This window comes from Gardnerella sp. DNF00257 (assembly GCF_049262745.1).
GTDB classification, from domain to species: Bacteria; Actinomycetota; Actinomycetes; order Actinomycetales; family Bifidobacteriaceae; genus Bifidobacterium; species Bifidobacterium piotii.
In genome coordinates this window covers 511412-536700 of record NZ_CP058403.1, presented here as the reverse complement: position 1 = coordinate 536700, position 25289 = coordinate 511412, and the positions used below count along the sequence as shown (strand labels likewise).

Below are 25289 nucleotides of genomic sequence, written 5' to 3'. Positions count from 1 at the left end.
TTAGACCGCGCGAACGACACGACCTGCTTTTCCGCTTTTTGTACGTGATTTAAGTCAAATATGGTACAAAGTGCGCGGGCGCGACGACCTGCCTTTTCGCTTAAAGCGTAGCGCGAGAGGCGCTTTGACTGAGCTTGAAATTGCATAACGCATTTCAAGCTCCCTCAAAGCGTGATTTGGCTCAAATGTAAAGTCCAGTGGACTTTACATGCCAAATCAGCCGAGCGGCTACTAATAACCGCGAGGAATAGCGCGGCTAATCCGCGCGAACGACACGACCTGCCTTTTCGCTTAGAGCGTAGCGCGCTAACGACATGATCTGCTATTCCGCTTTTTGTTGCTCAACACGCTGATTAGAGCTACAAAGTGCGGAGTTATGTAGTGCGTTTGTATTAAAAAACACGGAAATTCGGTACAAACGCACTACAGTTTTGTGTGCAAAAATAACAAAAAGCCGCGTAAGTCAATAAAATCTTGACTTGCGCGGCTTATAAAGCTTAGAAACTTTTAAGAAAAATTCCTAAGCAAAACCTTACTCGGCAGCAGGAGCTTCTGCAGCAGGAGCAGCAGCATCGGCAGCAGGAGCAGCAGCTGGCTCTTCTGTAGCAGCATCTTCTGGAACGGTAACGCTAACAACAGACTCTTCGCCATCCATGTCGAGCACAACGCCCTCAGGAAGCTTAACGTCTTTAGCAAACACCTTGGTGCCATCGGTTAAGCCGTCAACATTAACAACCAAGCGCTCTGGCAAGTTGGCAACGTCTGCGCGAACCTTAAGCTCCTGAACGTCTACGAATGCAACAGCAGCACCCTTTGGAGTGCCTTCAACAAACACTGGCACCTCAACGTCAATCTTCTCGCCAGCCTTAACTTCGTAGAAGTCAATGTGCTCAACAATGCGCTTAACAGGGTTGCGCTGAACATCCTTAACAACTGCGATTCGCGATTCCTTACCAAACTTAATGGTAAACAAGGCGTTTGCGTGACGAAGCGAAAGAGTGGTCTCCCTCATTGGAAGAGTAACGTGTACAGGTTCAGCACCGCCAGCGTAAATGCTGGCTGGAATCAAATTGGCAACACGCAAACGGCGAGCAACACCCTTACCGAACTCATTGCGCACATTGCCTTCAAGTGTAATCTTTGTAGCCATATCGGTCTCCTTAATTATCTGGATAGATTGATTAATCCAGCTTCAGGCGCACCGACGCGCCGAAAACCATATTGGCATCAGCCCAGTCGATAACGGAACTTACACAACAATCGCAAGCAACGATCGCAAAGCGCTCGTCGCAGGCGCAATCGCAGTGTTATTCCCTCGCCAAAGCAACTTATCTAGTCTACAAAAACACTTAGACATGCGCTTATCCAAAAAATATCAACACAAAATCAAGGCAATATCAAGGCAAAAAGTGACTTGAGCCACACAAGCTATTATCATATATAAAAGAAGTAAGCGCGCATTAAATTGTGCGATTAAAAACAAGCTGATTTTGTGACACGAGTTGCAACACAAATTACATGTTGCAACGCAAATTTATGACTCAAGATTAGCGCAATTAAGGAGCAGACGTGTCCGTGCTAAACACACTCCAGCAGCAAGCTTTCAACCTTGCCCGCAAGGCCTTGCAAATCGGCAGCAACTTTGCACACCCAGTTAGCGACGATCGCTCGGGAAGCCAAGACTACTCGCAAGTCGAAGAAAAACAAGAAGCAACAAACACGCTACTTGCGCAAAAATCGCGTCTGCCTCGCGTAGAAGAGTGGGGTGCAGAAATGCCAACCACCACTTTCTTAGACCCACAAACTGGCTTGTTGACTACAAAAACCGAGGGAAGCGCTCCGCTAGATGAAGGCACAAGCATCTACGACTTGTATGCAGATAGGGCCGCTCGAATGGGAGACGATCCGCTTTACACGTACAAAGAAAACGATGAATGGGTTACAAAAACAGCAAATCAGTTCCTTAAAGAAGTGCGAGATGCCGCAAAAGGCTTAATGCACTACGGTTTGCGCAAGGGCGATGCTGTTGCGTTAATGTGCAAAACATCGTACGAGTGGGATATTGCGGATGCTGCTGTTATGGCATGCGGAGGCGTGCTTGCTACGATTTACGACACTGATTCTGCCGAGCAAATTCGCAACATTGTAAACAACTCCGATTCGCGCTTTTTGATTGTTGGAACAACAGATATGAAGGAAAAGGCGGACGGCGCAATCGAAGAATGCCCAAGCCTTGAGCGCATTATTTGCATAGAAACTGGCGGATTGGCGGAACTTCAGGCTTTTGGATACGCTGTTAGCGATGAAGAGCTAGACGAGCGCATTGACTCGGTTAAAAAAACCGACTTGTGCTCAATCGTGTACACTTCTGGCTCTACGGCTGCGCCAAAAGGCGTGGAAATGACGCATGAGCATTATTGCACAACGGCATTAAACTTGCCGATTTATTTGCCAGACTTGCTTAGCGAGCCTGATGGATCTGTGCTTCTGTTCTTGCCTCAAGCACATTCGTTTGCGCGCGCAATCAACTATATTGTTGTTGCTAGCACGCTTAGAATCTACATTGCACAAGGCATTACAACGCTTATATCCGATCTTCAAGTTGCAAAGCCAACCGTTATGATTGTTGTTCCGCGTGTGCTCGAAAAAGTGTATAACGCGGCTTCGCAAAAGGCAGGTCACGGCGCTAAGGGACTTGCTTTCCAGGGTGCTGTTGTTACAGCTCAGCAATATATGAAGGAAGTACAGGATTCTGGAGACGCTAAGGCGCTAACAAAGGCTCGCCGCGCTGCTTACGATCCACTGGTTTACCGCCCGATTCGCCAAGCGCTTGGTGGGCGCGCGCGCTGGATTGTTGCTGGCGGTGCGCCGCTTGACCCAGAGCTGCTAGCGTTCTTCCGCGGCGCAGGCGTGCCAGTTTACGAGGGCTACGGTCTTACGGAAACCACTGCCCCATGCGCGTTCACACCTATTGGCGTTCCATTCCACGAAGGCTCCGTTGGCATTGCTTTCCCAGCTTTCACTTTGCGAATTGCTAAAGATGGCGAAGTTCAAATTAAGGGCACTTGCGTATTTAAGAGATATCACAAGAACGAAGAGGCGACCGAAACTTCGTTTACAGAAGACGGATGGTATGCTACTGGCGATTTGGGCAGAATTGACGACGACGGCATGCTTTACATTACTGGTCGCAAGAAGGACTTAATCATTACCGCTGGCGGAAAGAATGTGGCTCCTGGCCCTATTGAAGAAGTGATTAAGCGTTGCGAGCTTGTGTCTCAAGCTCTTGTTCTTGGAGATAAGAGGCCATTTATATCTGCTCTTGTTACTTTAGACGAGGAGATTTTGCGCAATTGGCTTAAATCCAAGGGCTTGGACGAGACTATGAGCATGGAAGATGCCGCAAATAACGCGGTTGTGCGTGCGGAAGTTCAAAAGTTTGTGGATCTTGCAAATGAGGGCGTATCTCGCGCGGAATCTGTGCGAAAGTTCATTATTTTGCCAGAAGAGTTTACTCAAGAAAACGGCTTAATGACGGCTTCTATGAAGATTATTCGCCCTCGCGTTATTAAGAAGTATTCTGCATTGCTCAACACGCAAATGTACACGATTCGCAAGAAGTAGCGCTGATTAAATCGTAATGCGCGAATCGCCAGCAAACCTACTTGCGATTTATGCGCGAATCACCCAAAACCGCGGTCGACTGGTCTTATACCTACTCGTCTACCGCGGTTTTTGTTGTTGATTTTGCCCGCGTTTGTTCCCTTTTACCCGCGTTTGTTCCCTTTTTGGTCAATTTTGGAAACAAAAGCAAGAAAAAGTAAACAAACACGGGGAAATTATGCAGCTCGAAATCGTCGATTCGCAGTTTAATCCATAGGTATTTGGTAAAATCACGTTGAAAACTATATACCCCCCCCCCGGTAGAAAATATGTTTTCCAAAACAAGACGAACGGCAAGCAATTGCTAAAAAATCTTGTTCAAAAACACGAAAACTAACGATTTCCTATTATCAAATATGAGGAGAGGTTTTATGAATGCTAAAATCGCAGCCGCTATATCTTTAGGCGCAAGTTCACTGGCATTATTCGGTGTGGCAAATGTGGCCAACGCTGTTGAACAGAATCCAAACATAACTCAAGAAACTAACAATGTAGTTAACAGCGCAAATCCACAATCCGAACCACAATCCAATCCAAAATCCAGCGAAGAAGCAAATAAAGAAGCAAACAAGCTTGCAGACGAAGCCGAAAGACTAGAAAAAGAAGCTAATACAGAATTTACAAAAGCTCAAGACGAATATAATCAGGCTAATCAAGCTGCGACCGACGCCAACAATGTTGCCAGCACTGCACAATCTGAGTTAGAGGATGCTCAAAAAGAGAAAACTCTCGCAGAAGAAAATCAAACTAAAGCAAATAAAGAATTGCAAGAAAAGCAATTGCAGGCATCTAAAGCAAAAGACGAAGTAACAGCAAAAACTAAAATATTAGAAGCAGAAAAAAATAAAGAAAAAGCTGCTTTAGACGCAAGGAAAGATGCTGCAAATGCACAAATAGAAGCCGAAGAACTTAATGCTTCTGCTCAAAGTGACGCTGCAAAGCATAAAGAGCTAGCAGATAAAGCAGATGAAGATTTAAAAGATAAGCAAAAAGCTCAAGAGAAAGAAAACGAAAATCTGCAACAAGCCAAGGATGCTCTAAGCAATGCAAAAAAGGAGCATCAAGAATTATTGCAAAAGGCCAATCAGTTAGATGTACTTAAACAAAATGCAGATAAGCTTGTTGAAGAAAACAATAACAATCAAAAGAAAATTACGGCCCAGATAGAAGCGCTTACAAATCCAAAATCTGCTAGCGAAAATGAGAATGTTAAAAATCTAGAAAAAGAAGCTCAAGAAGCGCAAGAAAAAGCAGATTCAGCAAAGACTAATGCTGCTAAAAAGAATTCGGAAGTCAACTCTGCAAGCGACAATCTTACAAAAGCAGAAAATGAGCTTAAGTCAAAGAACAAAGACTTTTATGATTTAAAAAACGCTGTAGAGGAAGCTAAACGCACAGCAAAACAAAAAAGTGACGAATACGACCTTACCGCAGATACAGAAGATTCAAACAAAAAAGTAGAAGAAAAGTCCGACTTCTACAAGTTCTTGCAATATGTGATTGATACTGAAAAAGCTAAGAAAAACGCAGTCAACGCCAAGCTTATTGCAGACGCTGAGCGCGCTCAAAAAGTCCTTAAGGGCGAGACTTATACGGTTCCTGATAAGAACAAAACTGTTGGAAATGTCACATACACTACTCCAGGATACACAGTTTATGCTCCAACTTGGTACAACGACTTAGTAAAGCCTGGACTTGGCAGGGTTGGTAGCGCAGACTCGCTGCAAAATATGATTGAAGCATCAACATACTACGATGCTCTTAACACGCTGCGCAAGGCAGACGATTCTTTGCCAGAAGTCGGCGTGCGCTTAACGCATATTGCCGAGGGCATTGTGCATTCCTTCTACTCAGCCGCGTATATAGGTCATGCTGCATCTCATGAACCTGATGGTGTAGCAGAAGATTTAAAAACGCATGCATATAATCGATCTGCGGAAAATGTTGCGTGGAGCAACAAGTTAGACGGGCACGACAATACAAGAAATCCACAGAAGTTTGATGACTGCGAGGTAACAGACGAAGGTCATTTTTCTTGCAAAATCAACTCTGGCGACTCACACAACGCTCTAGACGGTTGGTACACAATAGAAAAAACCTTGTACGACAACACAATTAGCAGCGGCAAATGGGCGAATCATAAACTCGCAAATGGCGCTAAAGAAATACTGCAACAACATAGACATGATCTTGCAGATTTTACTCGCAATACAAAAACTATCTTATTTGAAAACGACAATGATGAATCGCTTACTAAGAAGTTTATAAACGCAGTTGGCCATTACACAAACTTTGCCGATAGGTCAAATACTGCTGCGGGCTTCGCCGAAGGCGACAACTCGTATGACAATAAAAACAAATACCAAGATATTGCCATGTGGCATGGTAGCAACGAATCGACGATTACAGTTAGCCAATATAAGGATTTGCTTGATGCTTATGTTAAAAAAGTTAATCCTAATAACAATAACTTGGAACCAGATAACGCAGAAAAGTTGAAGCAGCTTAATGCGGACGCAAACCTTGCAAATATGGCTATTTTTAACGCCAGATATAAGGTTTTGCAGAAAAAGCACGCCATGAGCGAACAGGATCGTGCCGCTATTAAAGGCCTCGAAGAAAAATTCGATGGTGCTGTTAGCAAATTTGAGCAAGCTCAAGAAGAGTTTAAAGACGCAAATAAAAGCAAAATCCTTCTGGAAGAATCTGCTGAGGCTGCGAAAAAGCTTTATGAAGAAGAAAAGCAGAAGGCAGATGCTAATGCTCAGCTTGACGAAAATGCTAGAGATAACAAAAAGAAGCAACTTGAGCAAGAACTTAAAAAGTTGCAAGCAGCTTCGACTGATTTGAACAAAAATGCTGATAATGCTAAGAATACTGCAGAAGAAGCTCATAAAGCAGCAAATGCAAAACAGGCTACGATTGATGGCGATTTGAGTGATGCTGTTAATACTGCTCAAGGCAAGGTGGATGCTGCAAAGCAAGCGGTTCAAGCTGCAGAAGCCGACAAGAATAGGGAAAGTGAAGCGCTTGCGGCTGCTAACAAAAAGGCTGATGAGCTAGCTGATAAGATTGCTGAATTAGAGAAAACAGTCGAAGCGGAAACTAAAAAGATTGAACAAGCAAATAATAGAGTTTCTGATGCGCAAAAGGCTGTTAAAAGTGCTAATGATCAGCAAGAACGAGTAAACAACGAGCTTTCTGCTTTAAGTAAAAGAGCAGATGAGGCAAATAAAAAGGTTGTAGAAACTAAAGCTGATGTTTCCAAAAAGATTGAGGCTGTTAAGGCAGCTAAAAAGACCGTTGCAGATGCTAAGGCTAAGGTTGCCTCTGCTCAAGCCACTCTTAAAGCCGCAAAAGCTAAGGTTACAACAGCACAAAAGACTGTTAAGGCTGCTGAAGCTAAGTTTAACGAGATAATCAAGAAGCTGCCTAATGAAGCTACTCGGGAAACATACAGGGCCAAGTTCCTTGCTGCTACTGGGCGATTCCAGAATATGCAAACGGATTTGATGAGCTACACCACGCAGCTTGAAACGTTGACAACTACGTTGAACGATAACGCAGACGCGCTTAATAAGAACGTAAAAGACACAGTGGTTCCACCAGCTCCAGAGCCGTCAGTTCCAGCTCCAACGCCACCTGCGCCTGCGCCAGCTCCAAGCGGAGATAGCGACACAACGCCTGGTTCTGGTTCTGGTTCTGATTCTGACTCCAGCTCCAGTAGTGATGCTTCTAGTAGCAACTCCAACTACTACAACCAGTATCTTGCAGGATATGCAAACAACTTGTTCGGAAACGAGCAACTTGGATTTAACGCTGTGATTCCAGCTGCACAATCGCAGAGTGCAAACGGAACTAATGCTCAGAACGCTAATGGCGTTGCGGCGAATAATGTTGCAGGCGCAGCACACGCTAACCGCATCGCAGCAGCGCTTGCAGCCGCTGGCGCTAAAGCTGCAGCCAAGGATCTTGCTAAAGCACAAGATGCTGCTAAGGATTCTGCTGCTAAGAACGAGTCTAAGCAGGATAATGCAAAGAACGATACAAAGGATTCTGCAAAAAGCGAATCTAAGAGCGAATCTAAGAGCGAATCTAAGAACGCTCAAGCTTCTGGCGGCGCACAAAACGCAGCACAAAGCGCATCCAACAGCACTACGTTTAAGGTTGTTGCAGGAATCGCAGCTGTTGTTGCAGGAATCGCAGCAATCGGAGGCGGCACTTACTTTGCTCGCCATCGTCGTGCGTAATCAAAACTAAAAAAACAAAGAAAACAAAAACCGCGGTTGACCAGTCTTCACCAACTCGTCTGCCGCGGTTTTTGTATCTATCAACAACAAAACCCGTCAAATCGCTCGCGCGTTACAGTGCGCTATTCCTCGCGGATATTAGTAGCCGCTCGGCTGATTTGGCATGTAAAGTCCACTGGACTTTACATGCCAAATCACGCTTTAAAGGAGCTTGAAATGCATTATGCAATTTCAAGCTCAGTCAAAGCGCTTTGCAGCGCAGAAGCAGTGCTTCTGCCTTGAGCTGCTCAGCGCTCCAAATTGCCTTCTCGCGCTACGCTCTAAGCTCGAAGGCAGGTCGTCGCGCCCGCGCATTTTGTACCAAATTCGACCTAAATCACGTACAAAATCCGTCAAACAACTCCGCACTTTGTAGCTCAACACACCAATGAGGGCTACATTCTCGGGCGCGACGAATTAGAACCCCAAACGCTCAAGCTTCTTAGGGTCGCTCTGCCACCCCTTTGCAACCTTCACGTGCAAATCGAGCACAGCTTTAGCACCTGTAATACGATTCACTGCAGTACGCAAACGCTTCTTAACGCGCACAATATGCTCCGCACCGCGCCCAATAATAATCGGCTTTTGCGAATCGCGCTCAACATACACCGACACAATCACATGCGCTTTATTATCGCTATATTGCACATAGTCCTCATCTCCTGGGCGCACAATGCTATCTACAACAACCGCCAGCGAATGTGGCAACTCGTCGTCAAGTTCCTCAAGAAAAGCCCCACGAATCAGCTCTGCAATCATGCTAGAAGGACTCTCCTCGCTAAGCTGATCGTCTGGATACATCTTCGGACCTTCTGGAAGATTGTCAATCAAAACCTTCTTAACTTCGTCAACATTGTCGCGTTCCAAAGCGCTAACTGGCACAATATCCGTAAAATCAGCAAACTGTTGAATCTCAATCAAATGAGACACCAACTCATCTCGGCTTAGCGTATCAATTTTAGTGACGATTCCAATAAGCGGAACCTTCCACACCCAGTTTCCAGCCGCATCTTTTTTGGCAAAGTCGGAGCGAAGTCGGCTTAAGATTCTTCTATCTCCAGGCCCAATCTCTTGATCTGCTGGAAGCAAGAAAGCAATCGCATCAACATCTGCAAGCGACTCGTCTACAATATCGTTCAAACGCTGGCCTAGCAAAGTGCGCGGCCTGTGAATTCCTGGCGTATCAACTAACACCATTTGCGCGTTTGGAGTTGTTAAGATTCCGCGAATCGCCTTGCGCGTTGTTTCTGGGCGAGAAGACGCTATTGCGATTTGCGTTCCGATTAGCGCGTTCATAAGCGTTGATTTTCCAACGTTTGGCCTGCCTACTACAGCAACAAATCCCGATTTATAGCCGTTAAAATCAGGCACTTCTACGCTCGCTTTTAGAGAAGAATCTAAATTAGCAAACATTTCGTCATTCATATCGTCCATATTGTCCATGTCGTCACTCATATCATCAACATCTTTCATACTATTCATAATTCAACACTATTTATCGCTATCAACTTGCGATGATTCACTATCTTTATCGCCATTCTTGGCATTATTCTTGCCCTCGCTCCTGCTGTCACTCTTTCCAGCACTCTTTCCGCCGCTCTTTCCAGCACTATCGTCTTCTTCTTTAAGACCTTGAATATCTCGCTCAACAAGAATCGTGGAGACTTTCTTGCGCCGCCCAGCAGAATCAACCGCAGTTAGCTTAAGGCCGCGAGTCACAGCGCTCGACCCAACAATCGGCACGTTTCCAAGCAACTTAGTAAGCAACCCAAACACAGTGTCTACATCGTCTTCGTCTATATGCACTTCAAAAATATCTTCCAAATCGGCAATCGGCGTGCGCGCAGGCATTTTCCACACACCCTTACTCACCTCTTGCGGATCCGCGTGCTGAGTGCGGTCGTGCTCATCTTCTAGCTCTCCAACAATTTGCTCAATCGCGTCTTCAATCGTCACAAGCCCTGCAATTCCGCCATATTCGTCTACAACAACTGCAACGTGCTGGCGGATTCGTTGCATTTCGTGGAACAAATCATCCACTGGCTTGGATTCTGGAACAAGCATTGGGCTTCGGCCAATCGTAGAAACCGCTCGCTCAGATGCCGCAGGATTAAACACAGTTGCGCGCACAGCATCCTTTAAATACGCGATTCCTTCCAAATCGTCAACCGACTCGCCAATTATAGGCACGCGAGAAAATCCAGATCTTGAGCATAATTTTAGGAAATTTTCCAGCGTTTCGTCGTTTTTAACGCAAATCATATCGGTTCGCGGAACCATGATTTCGCGCGTTAACGTGTCGGAAAGTGTAAGCACATTGCGCATCATCTCCGAAACTTCTGGGTCAAAATCGTTTGCTTCCACAAGCCTGTCAATACTCGCTTTAGCTTGATCTAATTGAATATTCTCCAACTCTTCGTCGTCGGAAAGAGCAGCATTTTTCTTATGATTTTGGCTTTGACTTTGCGAATCTCCACGGCTTGCGATTTTTGCAAACGGATTCATAAAAACAGCAATCGAAACTATTCTAGACAAGCGCATTAGCTTAAAAACTGGCTGAGCCGCGCCCACGGACCTTGGCCGCACAAGAATAGAAACAATTGCAACAATCATTGCCACTATTAGTCCGATTAATAGCGTTAGCCAAAAAGACGCACCAAGAGCTGCCGCGATTGCAGCAAAAGCCACGCCGTCCAGCACATTACACACGATTCGCACAAACGCGCACGCTCCGCTCGTTGCGTACCTATCTGCTATAAGCCTCTTTGCTCTGCGAATTCTAGCAAGCTTCCTCAAGCGAACGACTTGACTTTCGTTATCGTTCGTTTGTTCTTCAATCATAAGATTATTAAGACTAGACCTTGTAACTCTTGGCACAGCCCCTTCCGCCGCCGCCATTGCAAGCGAAAGCCACACAAGCAAAACTGCGACTATTGCAATCGCACCCAAGCAAGCCCACATATGCGCAGGCAAATCGGGAATCGGCGGAATTGTAATGTTATTTAGCATGATTTTTCTCGTATTCTTCCAGCTCATTTACGGCACCTGCTGGCAAAGTGGCGTCGTAAAGCTCGCCAGATCTAGCTGCAAAGAACGTTAGCAAAAGCTGCCTTTGCAAGCCAAACATTTGCTTTTCTTCTTGAGGCGTAGTGTGATCGTAGCCAAGCAAATGCAACATTCCGTGAATCGTAAGCAATAGCATCTCTTCCATTGTGCTATGCCCTGCCGCTGCTGCCTGTTGAGCCGCCACCCACGGGCAAATCACAAGGTCTCCAAGCATTCCTTCGCTCACTTTGTCGTCACTTCCAGGAGTCAGCTCGTCCATTGGAAAGCTCATAACATCTGTAGGACCTTCTAAGTTCATCCATTTTTCGTGAAGACTAGCGATTGGCTCTGGGTCTACAAAAGTAATCGACAAATCGGATTGAACGCTTACTCGCATTTGTTGCAAAACCCACATTCCAAGGTCGGAGAATATTTTTGGGTCGATTTGCCAAACGGTTTCGTTCATCACTTCAACACTCATGATTACTTGATATTCCTCTCAAGATTTTGCGATTCAAGATTTTGCGATTTTTGCGATTCTGCGGTTTCTTGCGACTGCACGGTTTCTTGCGATTTTCCACGCGCATCCCCAGCCTCGCGCTTTGCTGCATTCTTCTCGCGCCTAAAATCAGCCTCGCGCTTTTCCCACGCTTCGTACGCTTCTACGATTCGCCCAACAAGCTCGGCCCTAACAACGTCTTGCGCATTTAAGTGAACAAACGCAATACTTTTAACGTCTTTTAGCACGTTCTCAATCGAAGCTAATCCAGATTTTGGAACCGCTAAATCAACTTGCGTTCTATCTCCCGTAATCACCATTGTTGTGTTAAATCCAAGACGCGTCAAAAACATTTTAAGCTGCTGAACAGTAGCATTTTGCGCTTCGTCTAAAATAACAAAAGCGTCATTAAGCGTGCGACCTCTCATGTATGCAAGCGGAGCCACTTCCACAACGTTTTCGTCCATATACCTCTTAAGTTGCGGCGCGCCCAACATGTCGGAAAGCGCGTCGTAAAGCGGCCTTAAATATGGGTCCACTTTGTCGTTTAGTGTTCCAGGCAAGAATCCAAGATTTTCCCCAGCTTCTACAGCAGGGCGCGTCAACACTATTCTTCGCACGCGACCATCTTCTAAAGCTCTAACCGCCTTAGCAACTGCCAAATACGTTTTTCCAGTACCAGCAGGCCCAATTCCAAACGTTACAGTATTTGACTCCATTGCTTGCACATAAGCCGTTTGACCCGCTGTTTTTGCGCGAACAGGATTTCCGCCTGCAAACGTTATAACGCCTTTAGCCATTCGCGCTTTGCGGCTCATTGCTCGCCTTTTAGCATCTTCACTAGATGGCATTAAATCGGCAGAATTTCGCGCAAAATCGCTTTCGATTGAACCAGAGCCAGAACCAAAGCCAGCGCCAGCATCAAAAGACTTTAATCCGCTAAACGCTCCGCCTAAAACTCCGCCATTGTGGCCAATCCTATCGATTCGCACATTATGCTCGCTACCTTTAAGCACATCTCTTTCTAGCATGCGTTTTACAGCATAAGAATCAACAGGAGCATCGTAAGCGCAATCAACTATTTTGCGCAACGCGTGTTCAGCTTTGCAAGCGTCTTCCTCACTTCTTGCGCTTCTAGATACGATTTTCACACAATCCGCGTGAACGGAAATATCTACGCTTGGAAAAGCCTTCTCCAACTCTCTTAAGTTTGAATCTGCTGCTCCCAAAACAGCAACTGGGCTTAATTCGCTTGGAATTTGAACAATACGCGTTGTACTATTTGCCACGATTTATAAACTACCTTCTTCAAGTTTTTCGCCTGTTAAAACATGAGCGTGAACATGGAACACGGTTTGACCAGCTCCCAAACCAGTGTTGAAAACAAGGCGATAATCGCCATTATAAAAGTCGTTTGCAATTTTTTGCGCAACGCATGCAATATGAGCCAAAACATCACAATCATTTTGCGCAAGCTCAACAACATTCTTGTAGTGATTGCGCGGAACAATCAAAACATGCACCTTGGCTTGCGGATTAATATCGTTAAAAGCCACTACTGCATCGTCTTCATACACTTTGCTACTTGGGATTTGCCCATCAATTATCTTGCAAAAAATGCAATCTTTGTCAGTTATGTATGTATTGCATGCTTTATCCATTATTTTGCCCACTTTTCAATAATTCTTACTGCAATTCTTACTGCAATTATTGTTGCAATTCTTATTGCAAAATACCATTTACTATTTTACACAAAACACGCACAAAGCTTGCAAGAATTAATTGCAAAATTGCTTACTATTCGTACCTGCCAAGCGCTCTAGAAAGCAACGATAAGCATACTGGCCCTGCTGTAGACGCTCGTAAAATATTGCTTCCTAAAACGCAACTTTTAGCTCCAGCGTCTATAAAACTTTGCACTTCTTCTTCGCTAATTCCGCCTTCTGGCCCTACAATTACGTAAACAGTGCGCGTTTTGCCGTCTTTTAAGCATTTTTCTGTTAGGTCGTTTACGTAGTTTTCGATTTGACTAAAAGAATCCGTTGCATCTTGATGCAAAACAACTACAAGACTTCCATAAACGCATGCACGCCTACAAATCGCTAGAATCTGCTTACTTGTAACTGGCTCTAAAAGCTGCGGCATCCACGCTCTTCGCGATTGCTCCGTTGCAGCCTCAAGCACCTGATTCCATCGCTTATCTGTGCGCCCTGGCTTCCATTTTGATATTGACCTATTTGCACACCAAGGAATTACTTCGTCTACTCCGATTTGCGTAGCCATATCTATTGCTTGCTCGTCGTGACCCGTTTTTGCAAGCGCCTGAATCAGCGATAATCTGGTTGTTGGCGCTGGCTCTTTTATAAACGAATCTACTTTAACTAAGCCATTTTCGCTGTCTGTAATCGTTGCGTGAATTCGCACTCCTTTGCCGTCCGAAAGGTCTAGCGAATCGCCATCAGAAAGTCGCATTGCGCTTATTGCGTGCCTTTTAACGTGTTGAGGCAAGCTAAGAGTCCAGCCCTCTTCAATCCCATTTGCAAGAACGGGCGCATCGTCTTTATTTGTATCCAGCAAAAACAAAGCATCTGTCATAATTTAAGCCTAACGTTAGGCGCAGCCAACATTTTTGCTACTTATTGCCACTTATGTAATCGCTCAAGTATTTCTGTGCAAGTATTATGGCAAACTAGAATTATACGAATTGGAGGTATGCGCAAATGGTTGACGATTTTAGACGCAACTTTGCGCATTCCATTAATCAAGATTGCACTACAAGCGATGAAGCTTTTGTGACTTTTCGCGTATCTCGTTTTACTCCAAATGACGGTTCTTGCGACTCCGCGGTTGCTGGCGACTCAGCGGTTGCTGGCGACTCAAGCACTGGCTCAACCACTAACTCAACACAAATCTCCTCCACTAACTCCCCTGGCTTAGTTAGAAGGCGCCGAGAAAGCCCTTTTGCAAAAAAGCGCAAAAGTAGCCCATTCCAGGCGCAAAATTCTGGCGATTTACCAGCTAAACCATTAAGCGGAAATCATTGGATTCAAGATTATACGATTCGTGCGCGCAAAAACGACACGATTTTAGACTGCTTGCTTAAAATTAAGCGCACACTAGACCCAACTTTGGCATTTAGATACTCTTGCGGTCACGGCGTTTGCGGATCGGATGCTGCAAACGTAAACGGCATACCCACTTTACTTTGCACAGCCACAATCGCTCAAAACGCTAGGCAAAATACGCAAAACCCGCAAAATCAAGGCGTTAGATCAAGCGGTTTTAGAAAAACTGGTAGCGTAAAGTCGCAAGCTTCCGCAACACTAGCTACAACATCATCAGTCGATGAAAATCACAATCCGCAAGTGCAATCTCAAGAGATATCTTCACTAATCCAAAATGGAAGCTTTGGCATTATTGAGGTTGCGCCACTTTCTGGCTTTGCTGTTCAAAGAGACCTTATTTGCGATCTTTCTCCAATGATTGCGCAACTTAAAAGACTTGAGCCATATTTGCAAGCGCAAGATGTTCAAACAAGAAACAGCAGCGGAAAACTTGCGATTATTGAGTTTTTGCAGCACCCAGAGCAGCTTGCAAAGTTTGAGCTTTTAAGCAATTGCATAATGTGCGGCGTGTGCGAAGGAATTTGCCCAGTTTATGCAGGCGGAGAAGCGTTTATTGGACCTGCAGCGCTTATAAATGCTGCGCGATTTATTAATGATTCTAGAGATAACGCCACTAATCGAAGATTAGACTTGGCGGATTCTAGCGACGGCATAAGCGCGTGCCAATCCGTGCGAGCATGCTCCAGGCAATGCCCACGCGGAATCGACGTTGGAGAAGAAATTTGGCAACTTACAACGCTTATCAATGAGCGCAAAGTGAAGGAAAACTAGCCAAAACTAACAAAAACTAGCCAAAGCTAATTAATAAACTTGTCTCCAGTTGCAATTCGCACAGCTTCTAGAGGGTCGTCTGTAATCGCAAGCAAACTAGGGTCAAAAGACGATATAAGTCCTCTTTCTTTAACTGTAGTTTCAATCCAATTCATAAGGCCTTTCCAATATTCACTGCCGAAAAGCACAACAGGAATTTTAGAAACCTTATGCGTTTGAACAAGCGTAAGCGACTCAAAAAGCTCGTCCATTGTGCCAAAACCGCCTGGGCACACAATAATTCCCGAAGAATACTTTAGGAACATTGTTTTGCGAACAAAAAAGTAGCGGAATTGCATTCCAAGATTTACCCATTTGTTTAAGCCCTGCTCGTGAGGCAATTCGATTCCTAGCCCCACGCTTGTTCCACCAGCTTCTGCCGCTCCGCGATTGGCCGCTTCCATAATTCCAGGGCCGCCACCCGTAATCACCGCAAAACCGCGTTTTACAAGCTCTTTGCCCATTATGCGAGCGCTATTGTATTCTGGCTCATCTGGCTTTATGCGAGCAGAGCCAAACACGCTAACAGCTAATCCAAGTTTTGCCAAAGCGTCGAAGCCATCCACGAATTCTGCTTGTATTCTAAGAACTCGCCAAGGGTCAAGGCCTTGCCACGCGTAATTATTATGCAAATCGCTATTAGGCAAATCGTGTTGCAACAGCGTTTCCGTTGTGCTTTCCTTAGGAATCATTGGTCCGCGCATCATTACCGCACCGCTGTAATACGTGTCTTTCCAAGGTGAATTCTGTTCGCTTTGCGCGCGCAAGTCGCAAGAATTATCTGGATTATCAGATTTACCAGAATTATCTAAATTACCTAAATTATTATTAGAAACCATAAGTCACCTCTAAAACCTTCTAATCGCAATTAAAAACAGACTAAATCACTCTAAATCACTCTTCAATATCGTCTAATTCTTCTTCCATATGATTCGATTGCTTTGCAAGCAAGAATCCAGAAACAGCAGCCGCAATAATAGACGCCACTAGTACGCCGAATCGCGCTTCGCCCGAAAGGTCCGCGTCGCTGTACGCAAGCGAAGCGATTAACAAAGACACAGTAAAGCCAATTCCGCACGCGCATGCTGTAGGCAAAAGGTCGCGAACGCGCAAATCGTCTGGAACGCGCAAGCCAATAACTTTCTTAGCAAACCAAGCAGTAATCATAATTCCAAGTGGCTTTCCAACAACTAACGCAATCGTAATCGCAATTAGTATTGGAGACAAAAACAGCTGCCAAGTCAATGTTTCAAAATGAACTCCAGTTGCAAAAAGCGCAAAAACTGGAAGTGCAAACAAAGAAGACAAAGGCTGAATTTTCTGGCGATACCTTTCGGCTCTAAGCGACTTTTCGCCGTGAACAAGATGCGCAGGAGTTAGCAAACCAACCATTACGCCTGCAAGAGTTGGGTGAACGCCAGCTTGATACATCATAACCCATGCAAGCAAGCCAACAAGCGCCACAACAGGCCATGGAACGCGCTTTAATCGCACAAGCATAGTCCATACTAATCCGCATAAAACAACGCCCACAAACCAATACCATGCGTTAAGCGAAGAGAAGAACACTGCGATTAACGCAATTCCAAGAAGGTCGTCAACTGTAGCCAGAGTCATTAAAAATGCGCGCAATGCTTTAGGAAGTGTTTTAGCAAAAAGAGCAAGAACAGCCAGCGAGAATGCTATATCTGTTGCCGTAGGAATAGCCCAACCGTCGCGAACCATTTCTAAAGACGGAAGCGCTCCAGAAGTAAGTCGCATAATCTCTTGACCAGCGTGCAACTCCGAGAATATTGTAACAGTTCCAACAAAAAGAATCGGCGGAACAATCATGCCGCCAACAGCGCAAATCATTGGCATTGCTGCAGCGCGCGGGTCTCTAAGGGATCCTGCAATAAGCTCGTGTTTTAAGTCTAAACCAACTGTAAGGAAGAAAATAGTTAGCACGCCGTCTTGAACCCAGTGGCTAATCGACATGTGAATGTTGGTGTATGGAATTCCGATTTGCGTGTGAGAAACAGCTTCAAAAATAGGCGACGCAAATGGCAAATTTGCAAGCATTAATCCAGCTAAAGCAAATCCGAGCATGATCAACCCAGACGTACGCTCATTATTGGCTATTTTGCATGCCACTTTCCACGCGCGCTTTAACATGCTGAATTATCTCCTATAAGTTCTAAGTTAAGTTTTAAGTTTAGAATGCTTGTGCAAAATACGTTACATGCACTAGGACTTACAAGTATATAAGATACGTATCGAAATATAACAAAAACGCCACTCCGATTAGAAGTGACGTTTCAAATTGTGGAGCTAGGGGGATTCGAACCCCCGACCCCCTCCATGCCATGGAGATGCGCTACCAGCTGCGCCATAGCCCCGTTTTAGTTGTATAGCTCAAACGAACCTTTGATAGAATACAACAGATTTTGCTGCCAACCAAACTCGGCGTGTCGTATACAGCATTTTGGCAGCTATTTCTATTCGCCGACTATTCGCCGCCGCCTGATTGCTGCGAGCCAGATTCGCCTTGTTGTGCAGCAGATCCACCACTCGAGCCGTTAGATGAAAGCGACGACGAAGACGAAGAGTCGCCAGAAACCGAAGAATCGCCTTTAGACCCTCGCGCACCAGAATCCGCTCCAGAAACACCAGAATCTCCAGAGCTTTGCTCGCCAGAACCTGCATTAGACTCATTTGAATCTAAAGAAGAGGAGGAAGATCCCTCGTGAGTCTTTTTATCTTGCTTTTCACTAGGATTCTTGCTCGAAGAATCTTTTCCTTCTTTGCCGTCTTTGCCGTCTTCGCCGTCTTTACTGTCTTTACTGTCTTGCGCATCTTGAGAGTCTTTTTGCGCGTCTTGAGAGTTCTTATCTTGATTTTGAACGCCATTATTTTGGCTATTTTGCCGCATTTGATTATTTGGATTCTGGCCATTATCCTGCTCGGTATTTTGGCCAGAAGGCACTAAATTATCTGTGCCCTTTCCTTGAGTAAACAGAAGCACAATGCCAGCAGTAAGAAGAACAGCCGCGAGCGCGCTCAAAATAGCAATAACAATCGTAAGCTTCTTATACTTCGCTTCACTATTTGCGTAATCACTTCTGCCGCCTAATGCGCGTTTAGCGTCGTTAAGAGTAAGAATCGAGTCTTCGTCTCCTTCCGAAAGCTCATTATCTTCTTCTTTCAGTTTTCTTAAGGAAGATAATTCCATAACACTCGTGCTTTCGGCATTAAGTGCTTGCGATTCCCCCGATTTTGCGCTTTGCGAACTTAAAGAATCAACATCGCGTGAAGAATCGCCAGCAACATTTGCAACATTTGCATTAGAAGCCATTGCAACAACTCTTCTAGCTTGTTTTTCTTTGCTCGAATCAATCATATTATTGTAAACTTCGTATTCTTTAGGCATATCATCCTCTAATGCAATAAAACGCGCATTATTTACCACTTTAGTGTCATCTTCTTCATAGCGGCTTGAACCTGACTTTAGCGCAGAAGAAGACTGTATCTTTTTAGAAGACGCGTGAATAACATTTTGATAAAGTTGCGATGCTACAGCAGAGACAATCGAACCTATTGCAACGCCAATAACAGACCCCGCAATACCAATTTTTGACGAAAGCAAAAACGCCGTCACAGCTGCAAGAGAGCCAGCTAGAACTTGCGTAAATGATATTCCCTTAAAGAAGTTCTTCACAAGCACACCTTAAAAATCGTTATCTACTACTATTCACTAAGCAATATGCACAAATTAGTAATCACCAAAATATTCGCTAATTAGTATTCAAATTGACTACTACTTAGATTGTAGATGCTGGCGCAGATGCCACTTCTGCTTTAGATTTATAAGCGCTCTGCTTTTTTCTTGCTTTTATAAGCTCAATATGCTCTGCCAAACTTGCAAGCAAAATCGCAGCAAAAATCAACGCAAATCCAACAAAAGCCATGCTTGTTACTCGCTCATTGTAAAGAATGCTAGAAAATAGCAATGTAAACAAGCATTCTGTGCACATAATCACAGAAGCGTTAGCTGTAGAAAGATAAATCAGCGTGTAGTTTTGAATAACTTGAGCAAGAACAGTTACTATCACTATAAGATAGAACATGTTTGTAAACGTAATCCAATTATCTTCGGCATTAAAGTTAGGCAAAGGCTCGCTTATTGCAGCTCCGCACAAAAATAGAACTCCAGAAACACTAAACTGGCCGAATGTTAAAGCAACGGGATTGTACTGCCTAGAGTAATACGCTAAGTATGTTAAGTTAAACGCAAAAACAGCCGCGCAAATAAGAGTTAAAACATCTCCGTGAGAAAGCGTAAGAACAAGCAAGCCTGGCTTTAGCGCAACGAATCCAACGCCCACAACGCATGTTAAAGCAGCAATAATTCCTAAAAGCGTTGGCTTCTTTTTAATAATCATCCACGCGGAAAATGGCGCTATAACGCAATATGCAGCTGTAAGAAAAGCGCTTCTGCCTGGGTCAATCCACCTTAATCCTTCTGTTTGCGTAACTAAAGACGCGTAGTATGTAACGCCCGTTAAAAGCGAAGGAATTATTAGCTTTTTAGTAAAATTTTTGCGAAGCGTCTTAAAGAAAACCACGCCCATTATTATGCACGCTCCAAGCATGCGAACACCCATAAGCCATTGCGGAGTGAATACCTCTAGAGCGTATTTAGACGATACGTAGCTTCCGCCCCAAATTGCGGCGCATAAGAGCAACATGATTCGCGCAATGTTTACGGTAATTCGATTATTCTGCCTTGGTTGAACAGCGCTATTTATTTCACTCATGTCACTCCCCTCATTATTGCAAACAACAAGTCTATAGCATTAAATTTTTCTTTAAGTTAGCTAAATTGCCTTATAAACTTTATAGAATAGCCACAAAAACAAGAAAAGTACAACCCATTGGCGTTCCTTCGGAAAATTTACTACTTTATTGCGAAATCAGCACTTGATAGCACACTATTGCCTTAATATTTACGATTCATGATTTACAACACATGACTTTGTAGTCGCTCAAACCTGCCTTCGCGCTTAAAGCGTAGCGCGCGAAGGCAATTCGGAGCGCGCACTTTGTGCAATTAGTGATTTATGTCACAAGTTTACGCATTTTTACAAAAATGCATCGATTTTTAAGCCTTTATATGCACGATTGCGCGTAATCTTAAAAGTGATTGAATCATAATCATATGATTGCGCGATTGCACAATAATCAGTTGAAGAAAGGACTCAACATGGCAACTCTTAGCGAAGATATGAAGACTTTTATTGAAAACAATTTGGCTTGGATTGCAACAGTTAGCAAAGATGGCGAGCTTGATCTTGGCCCAAAGATGTCGATGTTTGTTCTAGACGATAATCATCTTGCATACCACGAGCGCACTGCAGGTCAGCATTTTAAGAACTTGCAAGACGGCAGCCAGCTTGTTGTTGCTGTTGCAAATTTGGCAGAAAAGAAGGGCTATCGCTTCCGCGGAACTGTTACACTTCACACGGATGACGCGATTTACGAAGAGCAGGTTCGCGTTGCAGAAGAAAAGGGTACAAAGAAGCCTGCTGCTGTTCCTGTTATGGAGATTAATGAGATTCAGGATTTGACTTCTGGAGCTAATGCTGGAAAGACGATTGCTAAAGATTAGTCAAAATACTAATTCTTAACAAAAATCTAGCAAAACGCCGAATAAATTATGACCATTCTATGACGCGTTTTAGAATAGCGAGTGGCGTTCTTCTTCAAAGGCGAAGATGAACACCACTCAATTTTTATTTGATTATTTTATTTACTTAAATTTTTACTCAAATTATTTAATTGTCACTAATTTACTTGCTTTCTTTACGCAATTCGCGCAATCTAGCGTTCATTTCTTCCGCTTTCTTCTTCTCGAAGTAATAAATTATTGCAGCAATAGGAATCGGTAAAATAACAGTGAACGCAATCCATCCGCAAATCACCGCTGGATCATCTTTAAATGAAATCCACCCAACAATCACAGACACAATAAATTGAATAGCAATTGGCGGAACTAGCGCAAAAACGAACTTTGCAAGATTTGACATGCGTTCATTCGACCAAAAAATAGCGAACACTCCATATCCTATGCCTATAACAAACGACGCTACAGCATAAGATGCAATTCTGTTTCCAACCGCGCTATGTGCTAACAGGCTTGAAATAAAAGACATTACTGTAAAAATAGTGCACCCTATGCCAATGCCTTTAACAATGTTTTTTACCATTGTTTTACCAAAAGTTGTAACTTGCTTTTCCATAATAATCGCTTCCTTTTTAAGTATTAAAAAATTAGTATTAAAAATTAGTATTAAAAATACGCTTAAAACTACATTCCCAAGCGCTTTTTGAACGAGCTCAAGCATCTGCGACTAATCCACTCAACGCTTCCGTCGTCCATTTTTACGCTCATACTTCCGCCGAATCCTGGATCGACTCGAACAATGCGATTTAAGTTCACGATTGCGGATTTAGATATGCGCACAAACGACGCGAATTGCGGATTGTCAAAATCCATTAGGCGCTTGTAAGAAACGCACTCGCCTTTATCACTGTGAATTATTACACGCGAATTTTCTACGCAAATCATAATCACATCTGGCTCGTGCATAACAATAATCGAATCATTAATATAACCATATATGAATGAATTATTATTGCTATTTGCCGCATTCGCAGTGTTATTTTCAGCAATATCAGTATTATTTTCAGCATTGCTTGATTTTGCATCTTTAGAATCAATGCTTTGCAAATTGGCTATAATGCGTTTAAGGTTATCGTCAATATTGTGAACTGACAATTGAACGCACTGCTCTTCTTCTGGCGGCACAATAGCAATCGTTACTTTCATCAGGCCCCCTTTCGTATACTACCGTTAGCGTTTACTAGCTTTTGCTAACTTTTCTTAGCTTTTGCCAGCTTTCTGTTTTGTAATTTTGACTATACGGCACTGTAAATAATCTGTCTTTACAAAACCGCTAAACGGTAGTTTTAGGAATATAAGCGGCAAAAAAGGAGAAATTATGCTGCTTAAGCTGCACCCCAAATGCGAATAAGACGCTGGCTTGTAGGGTCGGCTGCAGGACCTTGATCGTAAGCATCCAAACGCCAATGAATTGAGCCATCCGCATTAAGGCTTGGAATTAAACGCGCCCAACGGCCGTTTCCCATTCCGCCAATCGTCTTATAAGAAGGATCTACCTTGTCTAATCCAAGAAGCTTATGAACAGTTTGAGAAAGGCAAGATCCATGCGAAAACACTAGTAAATCGCGGTCTGAGCCAGTTTTGCGCGCCCAATCTTCTACAGCTTTCGCAGCGCGCTCGCCAACTTCTTGCTTAGTTTCTGCACCGTGATTAAGCTCTCCACCTTCGCCTTTTACCCAAGCCTTAAAATCTTCTGGCCATTTTTCGCTAATTTGCTGGCGATTAAGGCCTTCCCACTCGCCAAAAAAGCGTTCGCGCACGCCATCTTCAACATGCACATTAAGACCAATCTTATCTGCAAAAGCATGAGCCGTCTGCTGAGCGCGAATAAGCGGCGAAACAATGGCAACAAAACTTGCATCGGCTTCTTCTGGCGTAATGCGCACGTGCTCCTGGCTATTTGGATTCTTTGGGTCTTCTAAGTCGGAAGCTCCAAATAGCACGCGCAAAGCCTTGCCAGAGCGAGTCACCTGGTCTATTCCAGACTCATCTAAAGCAATATCAATCATGCCTTGAAGTCTAAATTGAGCATTATAAGGCGTCTGACCATGGCGAACAAGCATTACAGAACGCGCAATACCTTCGTGAGCGCTGTTTTTATTGGCATTATGCGCAATTTGTGTTGCGCTTTCAACAAAATCCACCATTATCTTGCGCTACCTTTCAGACTCTTGATCGCCATTTTGTGCATCATAGGCATAATCGCCATTATCTGAATTATCTCCATTATCTCCATCATCGTCGTTCGCATCGCTCTCACTATGCTCTGGAAGTTGCAAATCAATTGCAGGGCAATCATTCCACAAACGCTCAAGGCGATAAAACTCGCGCGCTTCCTCGTGCATAATATGAACCACAAAGTCGCCAAAATCAAGCAAAATCCACTGTGCTAGTTCTAAGCCTTCTCTAGATATTGGCTTGCGCTTGTTGTCTTTTAAATACAAGTCTTTTTCGATTTCTTCACTAACAGCTAAGACTTGACGCTCGTTAGACGCAGAAACAACCAGCATGGCGTCTGTAATTCCAAGCAGATTGCTAACGTCAAAAGCCTGGCAATTAGTGGCTTTTAACCTATCGGCTGCAGACGCAGCAATCCTAATCGCGTTAACAGAGCTTTCTAAAGCTGCCATTGTTTCTCCTTAACTATCGAACTAGCAAACTATCGAACTAGCGAACTATCGCTCCCAAGCTGGCTTCCAGCCTTCTACAACATGCTGAGTATTTTCTGAATACACCATGGAATCCGCTGGAACATCGTGACGCACAACAGAGCCTGCACCCGTTGTAACTCCATCTCCAACAGTAACTGGAGCTACAAACAGGTTTCCTGCACCAACATGCGCGTTAGAGCCAATAGTCGTGTGATTCTTATGCACGCCGTCGTAGTTTGCTGTAATCGTTCCACCGCCGATGTTCGTGTGCTCTCCCAAATCAGCGTCGCCCATATAGCTCAAGTGCGGAACCTTAGTGCCGTTTCCAATATGCGCTTTCTTCATTTCCACAAACGCGCCAGCTTTGCTTTCTTCGCCAAGCACATTTCCTGGTCGCAAATACGTCCACGGCCCAATGTTTGCAGCGCGGCAAATATGCGATTCCTGCACACGCGAGCGCTCCACAACCGCGTCTTCATCTACTTGCGCATCAATAAGCGTAGTGTACGGCCCTACAACAGCGCCGCTTTTAACAGTTGTATGCCCTTGCAAGAAGCAGCCTGGAAGAACCGTAACATCTTCTTGCAAAACAACATCGTCTTCAATCCACGTAGTATCTGGATCTAAAATAGTCACGCCTTCAAGCATCCACTTTTCGCAAACGCGCTTGTTGTATGCTTTTGCAAGCGCAGATAACTGAACGCGCGTATTTACGCCTTCTACAATCAACGAATCTGCGGCCGCCATTGCTCCAACACGCCCCATTGCGCGAGCGTGCTCTAGCGCATCTGTTAAGTAAAACTCGCCTTGAGCGTTCTTTGAATCAAGGTTTTCTATAGCATCGCTAAGCACTGCAGCGTCGAACACATACACAGATGTGTTCACTTCCTTAATCGCAAGCTCTTCTGCATTAGCGTCTTTGTGCTCAACAATGCGCAAAACATCGCCATTTTCGCCGCACACAATTCGCCCGTAGCCAGTGGCGTCGTCTAAAACAGCGGTTAAAACAGTTGCCACATTGCCTTGATTATTGTGAAAATCGATTAATGATTGCAATGTTTGCGTGTCTAAAAGTGGCATATCGCTTGCTGCGATTAACACAGCCCCTTTAAGCGCATTACCGCATTCTTGTTTTGAAGCCTCGTTAAGATCTTGCATTGCGCACTGCACAGCCCTGCCAGTTCCAGGCTTATCGTCTTGATTTACAATCCGCACAGCGTTGTTGTAGCTTTGTGCTGCTTGCGACACCCGTTGCGCTTGAGCATGAACTACAACGACAAGCTCCTTAGGGTTTACGCCTGCCATTGCGTCCATTACGCGATTTAAGAATGTTTTTCCAGCAAACTTGTGCAACACTTTCGGCGTTGTTGAACGCATGCGCGTCCCATCACCTGCTGCCAGAATTATTGCTGCGGCTACATTATGATTTTCCACATGCGCTCCTTATTTGCATAATACGTGCCGAAAGATTTTTCAACACAAACA

Annotated in this window: 20 protein-coding genes and 1 tRNA gene; 4 read left to right on the top strand and 17 right to left on the bottom strand. The window is 44.4% G+C overall.

Annotated features, from left to right (window positions below; all coding sequences use genetic code 11):
* Nucleotides 1-532: 532 nt before the first annotated feature.
* Complete coding sequence (locus tag HXT23_RS01945; RefSeq protein WP_004132884.1) at nt 533-1150, bottom strand: 50S ribosomal protein L25/general stress protein Ctc; 618 nt, start codon at nt 1148-1150, stop codon at nt 533-535.
* Between the two features lie 419 nt (nt 1151-1569).
* Here HXT23_RS01945 and HXT23_RS01940 point away from each other — a divergent pair, with 419 nt between their 5' ends.
* Together HXT23_RS01940 and HXT23_RS01935 are read left to right on the top strand one after the other, a co-directional pair.
* Nucleotides 1570-3624: an AMP-dependent synthetase/ligase gene (locus tag HXT23_RS01940; protein ID WP_410294289.1), complete on the top strand. Its 2055-nt coding sequence runs from the start codon at nt 1570-1572 to the stop codon at nt 3622-3624.
* Between the two features lie 410 nt (nt 3625-4034).
* Nucleotides 4035-7913, top strand: a complete 3879-nt coding sequence (locus HXT23_RS01935; protein WP_422113002.1) for a hypothetical protein — start codon at nt 4035-4037, stop codon at nt 7911-7913.
* Nucleotides 7914-8369: 456 nt separating this feature from the next.
* Here the strand turns inward: HXT23_RS01935 and era are convergent, their stop codons facing one another.
* From era to HXT23_RS01905, 6 genes are all read right to left on the bottom strand, one after another.
* Nucleotides 8370-9434: a GTPase Era gene (gene era / locus HXT23_RS01930; protein WP_422113001.1), complete on the bottom strand. Its 1065-nt coding sequence runs from the start codon at nt 9432-9434 to the stop codon at nt 8370-8372.
* Between the two features lie 9 nt (nt 9435-9443).
* Entirely contained in the window at nt 9444-10961 is a 1518-nt protein-coding gene (locus HXT23_RS01925; protein WP_422113074.1) for a hemolysin family protein, read from the bottom strand.
* Nucleotides 10951-11478 carry an rRNA maturation RNase YbeY gene (ybeY, locus tag HXT23_RS01920; protein WP_004130585.1) on the bottom strand — a complete coding sequence of 176 codons (528 nt, stop codon included), beginning with the start codon at nt 11476-11478 and terminating at the stop codon, nt 10951-10953. Before ybeY ends, HXT23_RS01925 begins: the two co-directional genes overlap by 11 nt.
* A gap of 2 nt (nt 11479-11480) precedes the next feature.
* A complete protein-coding gene (locus tag HXT23_RS01915; RefSeq protein ID WP_422113000.1) occupies nt 11481-12785 on the bottom strand; it encodes a PhoH family protein in 1305 nt (434 codons plus the stop codon).
* Between the two features lie 3 nt (nt 12786-12788).
* The gene (locus HXT23_RS01910; protein WP_016635849.1) at nt 12789-13157 is read right to left on the bottom strand and encodes a histidine triad nucleotide-binding protein; all 369 of its coding nucleotides are present in this window, start codon (nt 13155-13157) and stop codon (nt 12789-12791) included.
* 136 nt (nt 13158-13293) lie between these two features.
* On the bottom strand, nt 13294-14091 hold the full coding sequence (locus HXT23_RS01905) for a 16S rRNA (uracil(1498)-N(3))-methyltransferase (protein WP_422112999.1): 798 nt from the start codon (nt 14089-14091) through the stop codon (nt 13294-13296).
* A gap of 125 nt (nt 14092-14216) precedes the next feature.
* On the opposite strand from HXT23_RS01905, the gene HXT23_RS01900 reads away from it, so the two are divergent.
* Nucleotides 14217-15392 carry a succinate dehydrogenase/fumarate reductase iron-sulfur subunit gene (locus tag HXT23_RS01900; RefSeq protein WP_422112998.1) on the top strand — a complete coding sequence of 392 codons (1176 nt, stop codon included), beginning with the start codon at nt 14217-14219 and terminating at the stop codon, nt 15390-15392.
* A gap of 26 nt (nt 15393-15418) precedes the next feature.
* Here HXT23_RS01900 and HXT23_RS01895 read toward each other — a convergent pair whose 3' ends face one another.
* From HXT23_RS01895 to HXT23_RS01875, 5 genes are all read right to left on the bottom strand, one after another.
* Nucleotides 15419-16270 (bottom strand): TIGR00730 family Rossman fold protein, encoded by an 852-nt coding sequence (locus tag HXT23_RS01895; protein ID WP_020973430.1) that lies wholly within the window; start codon nt 16268-16270, stop codon nt 15419-15421.
* Between the two features lie 55 nt (nt 16271-16325).
* Entirely contained in the window at nt 16326-17585 is a 1260-nt protein-coding gene (locus HXT23_RS01890; RefSeq protein ID WP_016635853.1) for a Na+/H+ antiporter NhaA, read from the bottom strand.
* Nucleotides 17586-17736: 151 nt separating this feature from the next.
* Nucleotides 17737-17809 (bottom strand) — tRNA-Ala (locus HXT23_RS01885).
* A 110-nt stretch (nt 17810-17919) separates the two neighbouring features.
* Entirely contained in the window at nt 17920-19128 is a 1209-nt protein-coding gene (locus HXT23_RS01880; protein ID WP_422112997.1) for a hypothetical protein, read from the bottom strand.
* A 103-nt stretch (nt 19129-19231) separates the two neighbouring features.
* Nucleotides 19232-20227, bottom strand: coding sequence for a DMT family transporter (locus HXT23_RS01875; RefSeq protein WP_422112996.1), 996 nt, complete (start codon nt 20225-20227; stop codon nt 19232-19234).
* A gap of 446 nt (nt 20228-20673) precedes the next feature.
* On the opposite strand from HXT23_RS01875, the gene HXT23_RS01870 reads away from it, so the two are divergent.
* Nucleotides 20674-21078: a pyridoxamine 5'-phosphate oxidase family protein gene (locus HXT23_RS01870; RefSeq protein WP_422113073.1), complete on the top strand. Its 405-nt coding sequence runs from the start codon at nt 20674-20676 to the stop codon at nt 21076-21078.
* Nucleotides 21079-21259: 181 nt separating this feature from the next.
* Here HXT23_RS01870 and HXT23_RS01865 read toward each other — a convergent pair whose 3' ends face one another.
* The 5 genes from HXT23_RS01865 to glmU form a co-directional block, all read right to left on the bottom strand.
* Complete coding sequence (locus HXT23_RS01865; protein ID WP_422112995.1) at nt 21260-21709, bottom strand: DUF3021 family protein; 450 nt, start codon at nt 21707-21709, stop codon at nt 21260-21262.
* A gap of 68 nt (nt 21710-21777) precedes the next feature.
* Entirely contained in the window at nt 21778-22299 is a 522-nt protein-coding gene (locus HXT23_RS01860) for a LytTR family DNA-binding domain-containing protein (RefSeq protein ID WP_016797538.1), read from the bottom strand.
* A 179-nt stretch (nt 22300-22478) separates the two neighbouring features.
* Complete coding sequence (locus HXT23_RS01855; RefSeq protein WP_016635859.1) at nt 22479-23300, bottom strand: histidine phosphatase family protein; 822 nt, start codon at nt 23298-23300, stop codon at nt 22479-22481.
* A gap of 9 nt (nt 23301-23309) precedes the next feature.
* On the bottom strand, nt 23310-23783 hold the full coding sequence (gene rsfS, locus HXT23_RS01850) for a ribosome silencing factor (RefSeq protein ID WP_422112994.1): 474 nt from the start codon (nt 23781-23783) through the stop codon (nt 23310-23312).
* A 45-nt stretch (nt 23784-23828) separates the two neighbouring features.
* Complete coding sequence (gene glmU / locus HXT23_RS01845; RefSeq protein WP_422112993.1) at nt 23829-25238, bottom strand: bifunctional UDP-N-acetylglucosamine diphosphorylase/glucosamine-1-phosphate N-acetyltransferase GlmU; 1410 nt, start codon at nt 25236-25238, stop codon at nt 23829-23831.
* Nucleotides 25239-25289: the final 51 nt, after the last annotated feature.

Excerpts from the sequence above, each read along its gene's own strand:
- HXT23_RS01945 (WP_004132884.1), bottom strand. The coding sequence starts at position 1,150 with ATGGCTACAAAGATTACACTTGAAGGCAATGTGCGCAATGAGTTCGGT.
- HXT23_RS01935 (WP_422113002.1), top strand. The coding sequence starts at position 4,035 with ATGAATGCTAAAATCGCAGCCGCTATATCTTTAGGCGCAAGTTCACTG.
- era (WP_422113001.1), bottom strand. The coding sequence starts at position 9,434 with ATGAATAGTATGAAAGATGTTGATGATATGAGTGACGACATGGACAAT.
- HXT23_RS01925 (WP_422113074.1), bottom strand. The coding sequence starts at position 10,961 with ATGCTAAATAACATTACAATTCCGCCGATTCCCGATTTGCCTGCGCAT.
- ybeY (WP_004130585.1), bottom strand. The coding sequence starts at position 11,478 with ATGAGTGTTGAAGTGATGAACGAAACCGTTTGGCAAATCGACCCAAAA.
- HXT23_RS01910 (WP_016635849.1), bottom strand. The coding sequence starts at position 13,157 with ATGGATAAAGCATGCAATACATACATAACTGACAAAGATTGCATTTTT.
- HXT23_RS01905 (WP_422112999.1), bottom strand. The coding sequence starts at position 14,091 with ATGACAGATGCTTTGTTTTTGCTGGATACAAATAAAGACGATGCGCCC.
- HXT23_RS01900 (WP_422112998.1), top strand. The coding sequence starts at position 14,217 with ATGGTTGACGATTTTAGACGCAACTTTGCGCATTCCATTAATCAAGAT.
- HXT23_RS01895 (WP_020973430.1), bottom strand. The coding sequence starts at position 16,270 with ATGGTTTCTAATAATAATTTAGGTAATTTAGATAATTCTGGTAAATCT.
- HXT23_RS01890 (WP_016635853.1), bottom strand. The coding sequence starts at position 17,585 with ATGTTAAAGCGCGCGTGGAAAGTGGCATGCAAAATAGCCAATAATGAG.
- HXT23_RS01875 (WP_422112996.1), bottom strand. The coding sequence starts at position 20,227 with ATGAGTGAAATAAATAGCGCTGTTCAACCAAGGCAGAATAATCGAATT.
- HXT23_RS01870 (WP_422113073.1), top strand. The coding sequence starts at position 20,674 with ATGGCAACTCTTAGCGAAGATATGAAGACTTTTATTGAAAACAATTTG.
- HXT23_RS01865 (WP_422112995.1), bottom strand. The coding sequence starts at position 21,709 with ATGGAAAAGCAAGTTACAACTTTTGGTAAAACAATGGTAAAAAACATT.
- HXT23_RS01860 (WP_016797538.1), bottom strand. The coding sequence starts at position 22,299 with ATGAAAGTAACGATTGCTATTGTGCCGCCAGAAGAAGAGCAGTGCGTT.
- HXT23_RS01855 (WP_016635859.1), bottom strand. The coding sequence starts at position 23,300 with ATGGTGGATTTTGTTGAAAGCGCAACACAAATTGCGCATAATGCCAAT.
- rsfS (WP_422112994.1), bottom strand. The coding sequence starts at position 23,783 with ATGGCAGCTTTAGAAAGCTCTGTTAACGCGATTAGGATTGCTGCGTCT.